Raw genomic sequence first — 15,155 nt, forward strand, 5'->3', positions numbered from 1 at the left:
GCATTTTTATCGTTCTATACCAGCTATTCTTTCCAGGTGATGGTAGCTGATACCGAAATAATCTTTGGCCTCTTTTATCTTTTTCAGGATCAGTTCTTCGTCGGATTTGTTCCTGGTATCCCTGATTCCCACGATCATAACATTCTTGGGAGTATGTGCATCGGAAATGAATTCGAACACTTTTGTTTTGTACCCGAAATATTCCAGGATCAGCGCGCGCAGCCCGTCGGTTACCATCTCCGCCTGTCTTTCCAGAAAAATACCGTACCGGGTAAGAAACTGGACATCATTGGTCGTTTTGTGCGCCTCTATTTCCCGGCGAATCTGCTTGTGGCAGCAGGGCGCAACCACGATCAGGCTGGCCTCGGAAGAAATCCCTTTCCAAATTGCATCGTCTGTGGCGGTGTCGCATGCGTGCAGGGCGATCAATATGTCAATGGGCCCGGTATTAAAACCTTCAATCGTCCCTTCCTCAAATTGTAGCTGCCCGAAACCCGATTTTCGTGCGATCGAATTGCAGAGTGTAACCAGATCGTCGCGAAATTCCACGCCTGTTACCACAGCCTGCTGGTGAAGTACATGGTGCAAATAATCGTAAAGCCCGAATGTGAGATACCCCTTTCCAGAGCCCATATCGGCCACTTTCAGCTGCTCCTTTTTAGGGATTTCCCTGATCAGGCCGCTCAGAAGCTCGATGTAGTGATTAATCTGCCTGTATTTATCCTGGGCATTTTTCAGCACGTTTCCCTGCTCGTCGGTAATGCCCAACTCATGCAGATAGGGTTTTTCCGCCGCCTGGATCAGCCTTTTTTTCGATTTATCATGTTCGAGCGAAGGCACCTCGCGCAATACAGTTTCCTTCTTCCTCAGCTGCACTTTACCATTTTTTTGAATATCCAGTTGCAGGTCGAAGCTGGTGGTTTGGAGAGTGGCTGTGAGAAAGTCAGTTCCGATTACGTTTCTCAATATTTCCAGCGCCTCCTGAAAGCTGAAATTTTTTGTGATATCCCGGGTTTTGTACCGGTAGGTGAAGCTCAGTTTTTCTTCCTGTTTGATCAAAACCCTTTTGAGGTAGATATTCTTGAGGCTTTCTTTCGCGCCCTGGTAATTCCCCAGTGACAGTTTGCTGAAATCCTGTTCAGCGAGACTTTTCTCTATTTCGTTCGTAAATTCTGTTACCTTTTCAGGATTACTCATACACGCTTTTTTTACTTGGTATCTCTATCTCTATGCTCGTTCCCTTGGAGGCTTCATTATGTATATTAATCTTGCCATGAAGACTCTCAACGCGACTTTTCACATTCCGCAAACCGGTCCCCTGGCGGCCGGGCTCTATCATTCCACTGCCATTGTCTCTTACTCTTAAAGATATGCTCCTGGCATTTTCAGTCAATTCAATCGTTGCCGCGGTCGCGCCTGAATGCTTGATAATATTGTTGGTCAATTCAAGTACGATGCTGTAAAGTTCAAACTCGATCTTATTGTTCAGCCGGTCGCTCAAACCGGTCAGATTGAATTCAAACTGAATGTTTTTGTTTTCGTTCAACTTGCTGATCAGCCTGTCGAGCGCCGTGATCAATCCGTGTTCTTCCAGCTCCGCGGGCATCAGATTGTGCGAAAGGCTGCGTACTTCCCGGTAAGCCGATCCGACCATTTGATGAACACTATCATAAATTTTTTGCTCTTCCGGCGAGAGCAGTTTTTTATCAATACCATACATATACCAGTTCAGCGATGCCAGCGTGCCACCCAAATGGTCGTGTAGTTCAGCCGCAACGCGCTTTCGCTCAATGGTTTGTCCTTTTATCAAGGCTTCCTGGATCGCCGCATTTTTGCGTCGGAGCTTTTTGTTATTAAACCAGAGAAATGCGGCAAACGCGATGATCAGAGCTGAAAAGCCAATCAAAAACCGCTGAATGCTCCGCTGCTGATTGATAATCCGCTGCTGGATTTCCGAACCCATTACCTGGTTATCGTACATCAGCTGGTACATGGTGTACTGGCGTTTCACCGTTTCATCGTGCACCATCCGCCTGTTGTTGTTCACTTGTTCATTGTAAAACAGCGCGCTATCGGGCATATTTTTAGCTTTATAAGCCCGGGAAAGCGTAGTTAGCGCCCAATTCGTTTGCTGGGTAGAATGGTAGATCTTGGAATGTTCCAGCGCTTTCAGACAGGTCTGAACGGATTTGTCATATTCTCTCCGATGATAATATGCGTTACTCAGGTCATTCAGCGTATTTAGCTCACCGTATCGGTTCTTGTTTTTTTGTGAAAGTGCGAGACTTCTTTGAAAGTACTTTACTGCGGCTGTAAAGTTCAGCTCCCTGACATTCAAGTACCCCTCTTCCTGCAAAACCACAGCTCTGCCCCAATCGGAATTCAGTTTATCAAACACTTCATAAGCCTGCTTATAATGCTGCTTGGCCTGATCGTTCAGCTTTTTTTCGCGATAGCAGTTGCCCAGGTTTACCATGGTCAATGCTCTTGCGCTGTCGGCTCCGAGCCGGGCAAATACCTGAATAGCCTGGTTGTAATTGATCCTGGCCGAATCCCACTGCCGGAACTCGGAATAGCTTTCAGCCATAAAGCGCTGTGCATGTGCCGTGTAATAAGGAAGTCCCAGCTGTTGTGACAATATCATCGTCTCATTTGAAAGCTCCCGGAGCACGTCATAACTTCCGTCGAGCAGGTAATATGTGCTTAACAAATTGTAAGCAAGTATTTTACCTTTTTTCCAATCGTGTTTTTGAGAGAGGCGCAATACGTGTTTTGCGTAAAGCATTGATTTGTCGGCGTCGAGGAATAAATAAGAGGCACCGAGTTTGTGATATTTTAGTATTAAAACAGTGTCTTCCGCAAAATCTTCCTTTTCTAAAATAGTCCCTTCGGCCAGCGACACGATACTCTTATCCCGGCTGCATTGACTTCCCGCCAGTAATAGTATAACGGAAAGAAAGGGAAGCAATTTCAAAATTACCCTCATAACGATGTAATACCATGCCGGCAAGGCTTCCAGGGAATCAGGAAAGAGTGGGAGAATTTCATGGTATTCGTTGAGTAACGGGTTGCGCAACTCAAAGATAAAAAATCAATTGTAAAGTCAGGGGTTGTAGACCGGTCAGAGTAGAATTTTATACTCTTTTATTTGCATTTTTATCCTACCCTTTACTAACAAAAGGATTGTTTTTGATAAAAAACCGATAGGGCAGAGTAGCGCCGACATTGATTCCAATGCGGGTAGTAACTGTAACCTCGAAATCGGCTACGGCAGGAGCTGTAAGATAAATCGGGCCGTCAGTCAAAGTAAGATTATTGTGCAATGTGCGATCAATTCCCATTGCTTTCACCAACTTTCCGGGTCCGCGACAAAGCTCTTTCACTGCAAATTCCTTTTGTGGTTTTGCGGGCAATACCGGAGTTTTTGGGACTACCTGGCGCCTTAGCTGCATCAGGTCCAGTCCGGCAGTTGGCTGCAAAGCGCGGATCAAAACAGCTTCTCCCACGCCGACGACATTACTTACTATATTGAAACACTGATACATACCATAAATCAGATACACATAAATGGTACCAGGTTCTCCATACATGGGCTCAGTGCGGGGAGTACGGCGGTTGAATGCGTGGCAGGCGGGATCGTCACGCAGGTAAGCCTCGGTTTCCACGATAATCCCGGAGGTAATTCCTTCGGGACTTTCGTGAACAAGCTCACAGCCCAGCAATTTTTCGGCAAGCGCGAGCGTATCGTTTGACTGATAAAAAGAAAGCGGGAGCTTGCTTTCCTGCATATTGCTAAATGATATTCATAGTTTGTTCCTTGATCTTTTCGAGCTCATCCTTCATTTGCACAACCAAATGCTGGATCGCCACATCGTTCGCTTTTGAACCAATCGTATTGATCTCGCGGCCGATTTCCTGCGCGATAAAATTAAGCTTCTTACCATTGCTTTCGGAAGCTTTCATCGTTTCGATGAAATAGGTAAGGTGATTCGCCAAACGTATTTTTTCTTCGGAAATATCAAATTTCTCGACATAATAGATCAATTCCTGCTCAAACCGGTTCGAATCAAAATTGTCATCCGACAGCAACTCGCGCACCTGCTTTTCAAGCCGCTCGCGGACATTCGGAATGCGTTGCTTATCCTGCTCGGTAACTCCGGCAAGCAGATTTTCGATATTTTTAATATAGTCGGTAAACTTGTCAGCGGTCATTTTCCCTTCCTGCTCCCTGAAAACGGTACACTTGTGCAAGGCATTCATTACCGCTACTTTAATCTGCGTCCAATCGTTTTCACGGCTCGTTTCGTCGACCGTTTCATTGTTGTACGCATTCGGCATTTGCAGCGCAATGCGGAAAAGCTCGGTCAGATCGGGTGAAAATTGCAGCTCGTTCGCAGTCGCGATCAGATCCTGGTAATATGCATTGATCAGTGGCCTGTTAACCGACGTAGAAGCGATCGTTTTACCCACAGGTTGCACTGTCAGCGTGAATTCCACTTTCCCTCTCTCCATCGATTGTGTGATCAGGTTTCTGATCTCGATTTCTTTTTCGGAGTAATTTCTGGGAATCCGGCAATAGATATCCAGGAATTTAGAATTAAGCGTCTTTATTTCGACGGTTACATTAATTGAGTCGGACTCGATGTTGGATACACCATATCCGGTCATGGATTTTAGCATTTCTGTATATTTAGTAACGTGTTATCAACTTCCCATTTCATAGCTAAAACCTAATAGCTAACAGCTAACGGCTAATAGCTAACAGCTAATGGCTAATTAAACCTCTGCTTACCTCCTGATTTCGCCGGGTGCTGGCTTTCGGATTGTTGTGGTTTGGATATCAATGCATTCTTCTCCATTTCACCATTAAAAGTCCGAAAACGAGCTATATCGCACGCCAGGTAAATTGCCTGTAAAAGCGAGCCGGGTTCCGCCAGGTTTTTTCCGGCGATATTATAAGCGGTTCCGTGATCGGGAGAAGTACGCACAGCCGACAGCCCCGCCGTGAAATTCACGCCTTCATTGAATGCAAGCGTTTTGAACGGTATCAATCCCTGATCGTGGTACATCGCCAGTACGGCGTCATATTGTTTGTAAGTGCCTGCGGCAAAAAATCCGTCTGCCGGGAAAGGACCCACTACCAGGTTTCCTTTTTCTTTAAATGCCTTGATCACCGGCTGGATCACTTCCTGCTCTTCTGTGCCTAGCAAGCCATTTTCTCCTGCGTGCGGATTAAGGCCGAGCACAGCCAGTTTAGGTTTCTTTATTCCAAAATCACCTTTGAGAGACAGCAATATCTGCTCGATCTTGGCGGAAAGCTTCTCAGGCGTGATCTGCGACTTCACTTTGTCGAGCGGAATATGTCCCGTTAATACACCTACTCGCAACTCGCCGGCCACCATGAACATCAATGCATCTTCTTTTTCAAAAGCCTGCGCCAAAAATTCTGTGTGACCCGGAAATTTGAATTCTTCACTTTGGATATTATCCTTATTGATCGGGCCGGTAACGAGTGCATCGATTCTGCCCTCTTTCAGATCTTCGACGGCGCGTTTCAAAGCAGCAAGCGAACCTTGTCCGGCTTCTGCAGTAACCTGGCCCGGCTGCGCCTCCGTCTGGTTATCCTGCCAGCAGGTGATCACATTGGTCAGTTTGGGATTGACCTGATCCACTTTTTGAATCCCGTGCAATGCCCAGTCTTTCATATCGAGCAGGTTGCGGTATTGGTTCAAAACTTTCAGTGAACCGTAAATGACCGGCGTACATAATTTGGCTAACTGATTTCCTTCTAATGCTTTAAGTATTACTTCCGGCCCAATTCCATTATAATCCCCGATTGTGATTCCTATGACGGGTTTATCGCTGTGTTGATCGCTCATGTACGTTTAATGCGGTTGAATCTATTCTGCTGACCAAATCTCTGTTATTTTTGCCAGCGCCTTAAACCGCCAAGTTACAAAAAATCCTTTGCTCCTATGAAAATCCTCATTGCAGACTCCATGCACCCGTCTCTTTTTGATATGCTCGAAACGCGTGGCTGGGAATATGCTTACCATCCTGAATACCGTCGGGAAGACATTAAAGCCGCGTTGCTGGAGTACGAAGGCCTGTTTATCCGAAGTAAAACACTCCTCGATCAGGAACTGCTTGCTGCTGGTAAAAAGCTGCGCTTTATCGCCAGGGCCGGCGCCGGGCTCGATCTGATCGACCTGAAAGTAGTCAAAGAAATGCGGATAGAGGTTTTTCATGCCGGGAAAGGGAATCGTGACGCAGTAGCTGAGCAGGCGCTGGGAATGCTGCTGAGTTTGTTTAATAATTTGCTGAAAGCCGATAGGGAAGTGCGACAGGGGATCTGGGATCGCGAGGGGAACCGGGGTATAGAATTAATGGGTAAAACTGTCGGACTGATCGGTTACGGCAACAATGGAAGTGCCACTGCGAAGCGACTGAGCGGGTTTGGCTGCGAAGTGCTTGCGTATGATAAGTACCGTGATCACTACGGCGATCAGTATGCTACTGAATCTTCTATGGAAGAAATCACGCAAAAGGCAGATATTTTCAGCCTGCACGTTCCGTTGACTGACCTGAGCCGCTACCTGATCGATGATGATTTTATTGCAAAATGCGCTAAACCTTTCTTTTTAGTGAATTTGTCGAGGGGCGAGATCGTGAAATTGGATGCGGTGGTGAAAGGTTTGCAAAGTGGCAAGATCCGCGGCGCGTGCCTGGATGTGCTGGAAAATGAGAAAATCGGTAAACTGACCTCTGCGCAGCAGGAAGCTTTTGATTATCTCCGGGCTTCGGATCATGTTGTACTCACGCCGCACATCGGAGGCTGGACGCACGAAAGCTACGTTCGGATCAATGAAGTGCTGGTGCAGCAAATTGAAGAATGGTTATAAAACAAATATGCCGACCAATGGTCGGCACGTTTGCATCTATTAGCCATGAAAAATAAAATACTTATTTAAGCGTACCGCGAAGCGCACGTGGTATCTCTACTGAGGCGATCGGGTTGCTTGCAGCTGTCAATATAACAAAATTTTCAGCTTTTACTGCACCAACCTTAACAGATTTTCCTAAATCCAGGTCAGTCACGTCTACATCTACATAGTCAGGAATATTTTCAGCCAGACCTTGTACGCGCAATTTACGCAATTTTTGGTTCATTTTTCCACCCTTCATTACGCCGGTGGAAGTACCTGTCAATTTAACCGGTACATCAACTTTAATTTCCTTGCCGTCAACAATTTGTAAGAAATCCGCGTGGATCAACGAATCGTTAACAGGGTGGAATTGCTTTTCCTGAAGAATCGCATTGTATATCGTCCCCTCAATGTTGAGAGTCACATCAAAAATATCCGGTGTGAAAAGCAATTCGCGGAACAACATCGCCGGTGCGTAAAAATGTACCTGCTCGTTTCCTCCGTACAGCACTGACGGAACATAACCTTGTAAACGTAGTTCCTGGGCTTCCGTCTTGCCGAGATTCGCTCTTTTAAACCCTACAATCTCATGCTTTTTCATAAGAATATTAATTAAGAAAGTTAAAAAAAATAAAATTTACTGATAATTTATAAATAATGAACTAATAGATTCATGATCTCTGATCCGCCCGATCGCCTTTGCAAATATCTCTGCAACCGACAATACTCGGATTTTTTCGTTTTGCTGCTTTAAAGGAATAGTGTCTGTGATGATCAATTCCTCAAGAACAGAATTGGCAATGTTTTCGTGCGCCTTACCCGACATAATAGCATGGGTACTGATCGCTCTCACAGAACTTGCCCCTTTATCAAGGATCAGTTCGGCGGCTTTACAAAGTGTTCCGCCAGTGTCAATCAAATCATCAACGAGCACTACATCCATGCCTTCAACGTCACCAATTACCTGCATACTGGCGATTTCGTTGGCCCGTTTACGATGTTTATCGCAAAGGATCATATCTACATTCAGGAATTTGGCAAAGTTTCTGGCGCGAGCGGCTCCGCCCATATCGGGGGAAGCGATCAACAGGTTTTTCAGGCCAAGTGATTTGATGTAGGGAACAAAAATCGATGTTCCTTCAAGGTGATCAACGGGCAAATCGAAAAATCCCTGGATCTGTCCCGCGTGCAGATCAATCGTCATCAAGCGATCTACACCCACAGATGTAAGTAAATTGGCAACTACTTTCGCTGCAATAGCAACCCTGGGCTTATCTTTCCTGTCCTGGCGCGCGTATCCGAAATAAGGAATAACAACGGTAACGTAATGCGCTGAGGCTCTCCGAGCAGCGTCGACCATCAGGAGGAGCTCCATCAGGTTATCAGCCGGAGGGAAAGTAGATTGAATTAAAAAAACATCACAACCTCTGACGGATTCCTCAAAGCTTGGCGACAACTCACCATCGGCGAACTTCCGTAAATTATATCCGCCAAGTTCTTTTCCGTAATATCTGGCAATGTCTTTTGCCAAGTATTCTGACTGACTTCCTGAGAATATTTTTACCGTATTGAATGAACCCATGGGTGGACTAAAATTTGCGCAAAATTAAGCAAAATCAATTAATTAAGATAGAATTTATTCGAAAAAATGTAATACAACCGGACGCAAAGCCAGCCAACCAGCAACCCGACCAGCGCGCCAATGAATATATCGGCAGGGTAGTGGACACCTACGTAAATGCGGCTGTAAGCGTACAAACCAGCCCACACAAACAGCAGGCCGGCATATTTCACTTTGGTTCTCAAAAACGTAAACCAGCTAATTGCCAGTGCGAAACTGGTAGAAGCGTGCGAAGATGCGAAACCATAGAGTCCGCCGCAACCTGTTACTTCATGCACCATTCCATCCAGGGCAGGTTCGTGGCAGGGACGGAAACGAATAAAATAGGGTTTCATCAGTCCGGAAGTAATCTGGTCGGCGATCACGACTGCTAGTAAAACAAAGATCAACTCCGCCAAACCCTTTTTCCTGTCAGAGGCCAGCGTGAATGCGATCAAAACAACATACATCGGGAACCAGGTGTATTTGTATGTGATCCACGCCATAAGCGTATCAAGCCAGGGTGTATGCCAGCCATTCAGCCAGAGGAAAAGTTCCTGGTCGGAACGAATGAGCATCTCGACTGTTTCCGTCATGAGTTGAAACCTAGTACTTTACGCACTTTCACGATCGTTTCCTGTGCAATAGCGCGCGCTTTTTCTTCACCTTCTGCCAGGATCAATTCGAGTTCCGGATCATTCTCCATATAATAGTTGAATATCCGTCTTGGCTCCGCAAATTTTTCCAGCATGCATTCCAGCAAAGCCTGTTTGGCGTGACCGTAACCGTAGCCGCCATTCAGGTAGTTGGTACGCATCGTTTCAATTTCGGTGGGCGATGCGATCAGGCTGTACAATTTGAAAGTAATATCTGTATCCGGGTCCTTGGGTTCTTCCAGCGGAGTGGAATCAGAAACGATCTTCTTGATCACTTTCTTCAATTCATTCTCTGGCAGAAAAATATCGATATAATTATGGTAAGATTTGCTCATTTTCTGACCGTCGAGCCCAGGGATTGTCATGATCCGCTCGTCGATCTGCGGCTCGGGCAGCACCAATATATCCTCGCCGGCCAGTTGATTGAAGCGGCTGGCAATATCCTTGGTCATTTCCAGATGTTGCTTCTGATCCTTTCCTACGGGGATGATATTCGCATTATATAGTAAGATATCAGCTGCCTGTAATACCGGATAAGTGAATAGTCCGGCGTTTACATCGGCGAGTTTTTCGGATTTTTCTTTAAAAGAAGTTGCATTTGCCAGCATTGGAAATGGCGTAAAGCAGCTCAGGTACCAGGCCAGTTCGGTATGTTCCTGCACCCTGGATTGTCTCCAAAACACATTTTTCTTGTAGTCAAAACCGAAAGCGAGCCAGGTAGCAGCGATCGCTCTTACGAAGGCCCGACGTTCGCCGCCGTCCTTTAAAGAAGTAAGGGAGTGCAGGTCGGCTATAAAAAAGAACGACTCGTTTTTTGGGTCTTTTGAAAGCTCAATAGCAGGGGCAATAGCGCCCAGGATATTACCTAAATGCGGTCTTCCGCTACTTTGAATGCCTGTAAGGATTCTGGCCATTTAATAGATATTCTTAGTTACTTATTCGAGGTTTACGGCGATTGTCCCAAAACGAGAGCAGCGCAATATGATCTTGCTTAACCTCATAAAAGAGTGCACACTGTTTTGTTATAAATCCTTTCCGCACACCGGGCCTTGATTGTGAAGCCTCATACATGTAAGGAAATTCAGCTATCTGTTTAAGGACGCTATTCGTTTTTTGGATAAATCTGCTGATCTCTTTTTCTGACCAGTTTCGTTCCAGGTGTGTGATTATTTCGGCGAAGCTGCTTTCCGCTTCTGCTGTCCATTGGACTGTTAACGTCATAGGTACTTGGTGTACTTGTCCATTACATCCTGATGTGATTTAGTCTGACCTGCGGCGGACTGTTTCTGACCGCGATCAATGCTATCTTTCACATGGTCAGGTGTGTCTTCCCAGAAATCAGTGCTCTTTAATTTGCTTTGGATCTCCTTCCAATCCTTCATTGGGATAAAGACACCGGTCTGTTCTCCCTTCTCATTGGACACATACTGGACATTCATGGTTTTCGACAGGTTAGTGAACTTTGCCTTTTACAACATACCAAAATTCGTTAAATTGGATCAGAAATCGTAGTAAAGTCGAATAATATACCTTCAAAAACAGATAATGGAATCCGCAACGCTTCACTTTCTCAGTCAATTAGCAGCAAACAATAACAGGGATTGGTTTCAGGAAAACAGAAAGCATTATGATGCTGCGAAGGCGGATATGGAGAAGCTTGTGGGTTACCTGATCGAAGAAGTCGGGAAATTTCAGGACCTTGGAAATTTACAGGTGAAAGAATGTCTGCTTCGGATCAACAGGGATATTCGTTTCTCGAAAAATAAGGCTCCTTATAAAAATAACCTTTCAGCCGGCATTGGTCCGGGCGGCAAAAGTGCGGGAAAGATCGATTACTATTTACAGATCCAGCCCGGCGACCAGACCTTTCTGGGAGGCGGAATGTGGGAGACTACCTCTGAGCAGCTTGCCCGGTACCGACAGGAAATCGATTATAATGCCGACGAACTGAAAGCGATCATCGAAGATGAAAAATTCAGGACCTATTTCCCGGAAATACAAGGTGACACTTTGAAGACTGTACCGAAAGGTTACTCCAAAGAACACCCGGAAATAGAGCTGCTCAAACGCAAGCAACTTTTTTTCGTGCATCGTTTTACAGATAAAGAAGTGGCTTCCAGGGATTTCGGAAAGCAGGTTTTAAAAGGTATCGAACTCCTTAAACCTTTTGCCGATTATATGAATTATGTATTGTATGAACAGCCTACGGAGCATTGACCGTTTACTGATTTCGTGCACAGCCAATCCGATCTAATACAACCCATTCCAGATGCAATTTTCCCACTTACACTGCCACACCCAATTTTCACTTCTCGACGGTGCGGCTGATATTAAGAAGCTTTTCAAAAAGGCCAAAGAAGACAACATGCCCGCCGTCGCGATTACCGATCACGGTAATATGTTCGGTGTTTTCGAGTTTGTGGCCGAGGGGAACAAGCAGGGGATCAAACCGATTGTCGGCTGTGAATTTTATGTTGTCGAAGACCGGCATATCAGGCAATTTACCAAGGATAAAAAAGACGTACGCTTTCACCAGCTGCTGCTTGCGAAAGATGAGATAGGGTATAAAAATCTGGTTAAAATGTGTTCGCTGGGTTTTATTGAGGGAATGTATGGTAAATATCCACGGATCGATAAAGAGTTGATTGTCAAATATCACAAAGGACTGATCGCGACTACCTGTTGTATCGGGGCGATTATTCCGAAAACGATTATAAGACAGGGAGAAGAGGCTGCGGAAAAGGAATTTAAATGGTGGCTGGATCTTTTCGGTGATGATTTTTACGTGGAGTTACAGCGTCACGAAATCCGCGATCAGTACATTGTCAATGAGGCGCTTTTAAAATTAGCCAAGAAATACAATGTAAAAGTGATCTGCTCAAACGATTCGCATTATGTGGATCAGGAAGATTGGAATGCACACGATATCTTGCTGTGTATCAATACCGGAGACAAGCAAAGTACACCTTCCGCAAAGGATTTTGACGACGACAAAGGTATTCCCAAGGGTTCCCGTTTTGCATTCTTTAATGATCAGTTTTATTTCAAGAAAACCAGTGAAATGATGCAGCTGTTCAACGACTTACCCGAGTCGCTGGACAATACCAATGAGATCGTTGACAAGATCAAAACACTTGATCTCAGAAAAGATATTCTGCTTCCCAACTTCCCGATTCCCGACGAGTTCAAGACACATACTTTGTCGGAAATGGCTGGAAAGAAGGAGCTTACGGCTGATGTGCTCAATCAGTGGGAATACTTAAAACACCTTACTTTCGAAGGGGCGAAGTTCAAATACGGTACGATAACCCCTGAGATCGAGGACCGGCTGAACTTTGAGTTGAATGTGATCCGAAATATGGGATTCCCCGGTTACTTCCTGATCGTGGCGGATTTTATTGATGCCGGGCGTAAAATGGGCGTATTTATCGGTCCGGGCCGTGGTTCTGCTGCCGGCTCTGTGGTAGCTTACGCGACTGGTATCACCAATATCGACCCAATTAAATATGACCTGCTTTTCGAGCGTTTCCTGAATCCTGACCGTATTTCACTTCCCGATATTGATACGGACTTCGATGATGAAGGCCGGCAGAAAGTGATTGATTATGTGGTTAAAAAATACGGGTATAACCAGGTAGCGCAAATTGTTACTTATGGTACAATGGCCGCAAAATCGGCTATAAAAGACGTGGCCCGCGTGATGGATCTTCCTCTGGCAGATGCGAACGCACTGGCCAAGCTAGTTCCGGATAAGCCTACCTATAATATGACGCTAAACCGGATCTTTACAGCGCCGCTGGAAGGAGAGGGTAGTTTGACAAAGAAAGAAGGTATTGCGCCGGAAGAACTTGATAATGTCAAGAAAATGCGGCAGATAGCACTTGGTAAAGATTTGCAGGCCAGCGTTTTACAGGAAGCACGGCGACTCGAAGGTACAGTAAGGAATACGGGTATTCACGCGGCTGGTATCATCATTGCGCCAAGTGATTTGACAGAAATTATTCCGGTTAGTACTTCCAAAGACTCCGACTTTCTGATCACCCAATATCAGGGGAAGATCATTGAAGATGCGGGTGTTATTAAGATGGACTTTCTGGGGCTGCGTAACCTTACTATTATCAAGGAAGCGCTGCGCCTTATCAAGCAGAACCATAATATTGAGATCATCATCGACGATGTGCCGCTCGATGATCCCAAGGTTTTTGAACTGTTTCAAAGAGGAGAAACGAATGCGATTTTCCAGTTCGAATCCGACGGAATGAAAAAGCACATGCGCGACCTCATTCCCGACCGTTTTGAGCACTTAATCGCGATGAATGCATTGTACCGGCCGGGCCCGATCGCGTACATTCCGAACTTTATCCGTCGTAAAAACGGGCACGAGGAAATCACCTACGATTTGCCTGAGTTGGAAGAGTATTTGTCTGATACTTACGGGATTACAGTTTACCAGGAGCAGGTAATGCTTCTTTCGCAAAAGCTCGCCGGTTTTACAAAAGGCCAGGCCGATACGTTGCGGAAAGCGATGGGTAAGAAGCAGATTGAGACGCTAAACAAGATGAAAGGCGATTTCATGAAAGGCGGTGCGGAGAGAGGATTGGACGCTAAAAAGCTGGAAAAGATCTGGACCGACTGGGAGGCATTTGCATCTTATGCATTTAACAAGTCACACTCAACGTGTTACGCATTTGTCGCTTACCAGACTGCTTACCTCAAAGCGCATTACCCTGCTGAATATATGGCGGCAGTTTTGACTAGTTCGCTGGGTAACATTGACAAGATCACATTCTTTATGGAAGAATGTAAAGCTCTGGGAATAACCGTATTGGGGCCGGATATTAATGAATCAGACAGGCAGTTTAACGTCAATAGCCGGGGTGAAATCCGCTTTGGATTGGCGGGTGTAAAAGGTAGTGGCGACGCAGCCGTGGAGTCGATTATTGAAGAGCGCGCTGCCGGAGGCGCATTTGCCGATGTTTTCGATTTTATAACGAGGGTCAATTTAAGAACGGTTAATAAGAAAACCATTGAAAGTCTGGCTTATGCGGGCGGTTTTGATTGTTTTGAGGAATACCATCGCGCGCATTACTTTGCGGTTGAATCAGGTGAAAACGGGACTTTTATTGAGAAATTGATCCGTTATGCCAACAATTTTCATGCAGAAAAATCGTCAGCACAAGCATCGCTATTTGGAATGCTCGGCGACGGCGGTTCCATGTTAGCAAAGCCAAAGGCGGCAGATGTAGGTCCCTGGGACGATCTGGCGAAATTGCGTTATGAACAGGAAGTAGTAGGATTTTACATTTCCGGGCATCCACTGGATACTTTCCGTGTCGAGATGGATAATTTTTGCAATTGTACCGTAGATAAATTAATGGAAATCCCTGAGGGCGAACGGTCGCCGAGGTATTTCGGGAAAGAAGTAAATGTGGCGGGAATTGTGACCAGTGCGCAGGAAAGAATGTCCAAAAACGGAAGCTACTTTATGATTTTCAAATTGGAAGATTATAAAGGTTCAATTGAAATGCTTTTGGGTGGCGAGGATTACATTCGATTTAAGAACTATTTACAGGTCGGGCAGTTCCTATATATCAAAGGGAAAGTGCAGAATCGCTGGAAACAGGAAGACCAGTTTGAATTCAAGATTACACAAATACAGCTGCTTCCGGAGATTATGGGGAAAATGTGCAGGAAGATTCGGATCAATCTCACGCTCGACCAGATTGATGCCCAGTTCATTCATTTACTCAATGATACATTCAGTAGTCACCCAGGTCAATGCGCTGTGAATATGACAGTTGTGGATCCGGATACGCGTTTGGAAGTGGAGATGCTTTCGCGCGGTTACAGGGTCGCGCCTACCAATGATCTCTTCAAAGTATTGCGCGGATTTCACGGGGTACAATTCTTTTTGAACTAAGTTGTATTGGAAGTAAATGAGGAACTTTTAGATACTAAAAATCCTTATTATAT

At 45.4% G+C, this 15,155-nt stretch carries 14 protein-coding genes; 3 read left to right on the top strand and 11 right to left on the bottom strand.

Going from position 1 to position 15,155, the window contains the following annotated elements; translation table 11 throughout:
* Window positions 1–6 precede the first annotated feature (6 nt).
* The 5 genes from LZG94_RS08490 to pdxA all read right to left on the bottom strand — a co-directional run bounded on the left by LZG94_RS08490 (window position 7) and on the right by pdxA (window position 5,879).
* Window positions 7–1,197 (bottom strand): SAM-dependent methyltransferase, encoded by a 1,191-nt coding sequence (locus LZG94_RS08490; RefSeq protein ID WP_233791495.1) that lies wholly within the window; start codon window positions 1,195–1,197, stop codon window positions 7–9.
* Complete coding sequence (locus LZG94_RS08495) at window positions 1,190–2,986, bottom strand: sensor histidine kinase (RefSeq protein WP_233791496.1); 1,797 nt, start codon at window positions 2,984–2,986, stop codon at window positions 1,190–1,192. Before LZG94_RS08495 ends, LZG94_RS08490 begins: the two co-directional genes overlap by 8 nt.
* Window positions 2,987–3,161: 175 nt before the next feature.
* The gene (locus LZG94_RS08500) at window positions 3,162–3,788 is read right to left on the bottom strand and encodes a DNA-3-methyladenine glycosylase (RefSeq protein ID WP_233791497.1); all 627 of its coding nucleotides are present in this window, start codon (window positions 3,786–3,788) and stop codon (window positions 3,162–3,164) included.
* 4 nt (window positions 3,789–3,792) lie between these two features.
* Window positions 3,793–4,680, bottom strand: coding sequence for a YicC/YloC family endoribonuclease (locus LZG94_RS08505; RefSeq protein ID WP_233791498.1), 888 nt, complete (start codon window positions 4,678–4,680; stop codon window positions 3,793–3,795).
* Between the two features lie 92 nt (window positions 4,681–4,772).
* Window positions 4,773–5,879 (bottom strand): 4-hydroxythreonine-4-phosphate dehydrogenase PdxA, encoded by a 1,107-nt coding sequence (pdxA, locus tag LZG94_RS08510; protein WP_233791499.1) that lies wholly within the window; start codon window positions 5,877–5,879, stop codon window positions 4,773–4,775.
* Window positions 5,880–5,975: 96 nt separating this feature from the next.
* Here pdxA and LZG94_RS08515 point away from each other — a divergent pair, with 96 nt between their 5' ends.
* Window positions 5,976–6,902: a 2-hydroxyacid dehydrogenase gene (locus LZG94_RS08515; RefSeq protein WP_233791500.1), complete on the top strand. Its 927-nt coding sequence runs from the start codon at window positions 5,976–5,978 to the stop codon at window positions 6,900–6,902.
* Window positions 6,903–6,963: 61 nt separating this feature from the next.
* On the opposite strand, the gene LZG94_RS08520 is transcribed toward LZG94_RS08515, so the two are convergent.
* From LZG94_RS08520 to LZG94_RS08540, 6 genes are read right to left on the bottom strand one after another with little or no spacing between them, the layout of a single operon-like run.
* Entirely contained in the window at window positions 6,964–7,527 is a 564-nt protein-coding gene (locus LZG94_RS08520; RefSeq protein ID WP_233791501.1) for a 50S ribosomal protein L25/general stress protein Ctc, read from the bottom strand.
* Window positions 7,528–7,563: 36 nt separating this feature from the next.
* Complete coding sequence (locus LZG94_RS08525) at window positions 7,564–8,508, bottom strand: ribose-phosphate pyrophosphokinase (protein WP_215233010.1); 945 nt, start codon at window positions 8,506–8,508, stop codon at window positions 7,564–7,566.
* Between the two features lie 38 nt (window positions 8,509–8,546).
* Window positions 8,547–9,122 carry a phosphatase PAP2 family protein gene (locus LZG94_RS08530; protein WP_233791502.1) on the bottom strand — a complete coding sequence of 192 codons (576 nt, stop codon included), beginning with the start codon at window positions 9,120–9,122 and terminating at the stop codon, window positions 8,547–8,549.
* Entirely contained in the window at window positions 9,119–10,096 is a 978-nt protein-coding gene (gene trpS, locus LZG94_RS08535) for a tryptophan--tRNA ligase (RefSeq protein ID WP_233791503.1), read from the bottom strand. The genes LZG94_RS08530 and trpS overlap by 4 nt, the downstream gene beginning before the upstream one ends.
* Before the next feature lie 13 nt (window positions 10,097–10,109).
* Entirely contained in the window at window positions 10,110–10,403 is a 294-nt protein-coding gene (locus LZG94_RS26530; protein ID WP_409013246.1) for a type II toxin-antitoxin system RelE/ParE family toxin, read from the bottom strand.
* Window positions 10,400–10,621: a hypothetical protein gene (locus LZG94_RS08540; RefSeq protein ID WP_233791504.1), complete on the bottom strand. Its 222-nt coding sequence runs from the start codon at window positions 10,619–10,621 to the stop codon at window positions 10,400–10,402. Before LZG94_RS08540 ends, LZG94_RS26530 begins: the two co-directional genes overlap by 4 nt.
* Before the next feature lie 106 nt (window positions 10,622–10,727).
* Between LZG94_RS08540 and LZG94_RS08545 the strand changes: the two genes are divergently transcribed.
* Both LZG94_RS08545 and dnaE read left to right on the top strand, forming a co-directional pair.
* Window positions 10,728–11,399, top strand: coding sequence for a DUF2461 domain-containing protein (locus LZG94_RS08545; RefSeq protein ID WP_233791505.1), 672 nt, complete (start codon window positions 10,728–10,730; stop codon window positions 11,397–11,399).
* Between the two features lie 52 nt (window positions 11,400–11,451).
* Window positions 11,452–15,102 carry a DNA polymerase III subunit alpha gene (gene dnaE / locus LZG94_RS08550; RefSeq protein WP_233791506.1) on the top strand — a complete coding sequence of 1,217 codons (3,651 nt, stop codon included), beginning with the start codon at window positions 11,452–11,454 and terminating at the stop codon, window positions 15,100–15,102.
* Window positions 15,103–15,155 lie beyond the last annotated feature (53 nt).

Source organism: Dyadobacter sp. CY343 (assembly GCF_021390335.1).
Classification (GTDB): Bacteria; Bacteroidota; Bacteroidia; order Cytophagales; family Spirosomataceae; genus Dyadobacter.

Bases quoted from the DNA above. Each gene is read 5' to 3' on its own strand.
- LZG94_RS08490 (WP_233791495.1), bottom strand. From the start codon at position 1,197: ATGAGTAATCCTGAAAAGGTAACAGAATTTACGAACGAAATAGAGAAA.
- LZG94_RS08495 (WP_233791496.1), bottom strand. From the start codon at position 2,986: ATGAGGGTAATTTTGAAATTGCTTCCCTTTCTTTCCGTTATACTATTA.
- LZG94_RS08500 (WP_233791497.1), bottom strand. From the start codon at position 3,788: ATGCAGGAAAGCAAGCTCCCGCTTTCTTTTTATCAGTCAAACGATACG.
- LZG94_RS08505 (WP_233791498.1), bottom strand. From the start codon at position 4,680: ATGCTAAAATCCATGACCGGATATGGTGTATCCAACATCGAGTCCGAC.
- pdxA (WP_233791499.1), bottom strand. From the start codon at position 5,879: ATGAGCGATCAACACAGCGATAAACCCGTCATAGGAATCACAATCGGG.
- LZG94_RS08515 (WP_233791500.1), top strand. From the start codon at position 5,976: ATGAAAATCCTCATTGCAGACTCCATGCACCCGTCTCTTTTTGATATG.
- LZG94_RS08520 (WP_233791501.1), bottom strand. From the start codon at position 7,527: ATGAAAAAGCATGAGATTGTAGGGTTTAAAAGAGCGAATCTCGGCAAG.
- LZG94_RS08525 (WP_215233010.1), bottom strand. From the start codon at position 8,508: ATGGGTTCATTCAATACGGTAAAAATATTCTCAGGAAGTCAGTCAGAA.
- LZG94_RS08530 (WP_233791502.1), bottom strand. From the start codon at position 9,122: ATGACGGAAACAGTCGAGATGCTCATTCGTTCCGACCAGGAACTTTTC.
- trpS (WP_233791503.1), bottom strand. From the start codon at position 10,096: ATGGCCAGAATCCTTACAGGCATTCAAAGTAGCGGAAGACCGCATTTA.
- LZG94_RS26530 (WP_409013246.1), bottom strand. From the start codon at position 10,403: ATGACGTTAACAGTCCAATGGACAGCAGAAGCGGAAAGCAGCTTCGCC.
- LZG94_RS08540 (WP_233791504.1), bottom strand. From the start codon at position 10,621: ATGAATGTCCAGTATGTGTCCAATGAGAAGGGAGAACAGACCGGTGTC.
- LZG94_RS08545 (WP_233791505.1), top strand. From the start codon at position 10,728: ATGGAATCCGCAACGCTTCACTTTCTCAGTCAATTAGCAGCAAACAAT.
- dnaE (WP_233791506.1), top strand. From the start codon at position 11,452: ATGCAATTTTCCCACTTACACTGCCACACCCAATTTTCACTTCTCGAC.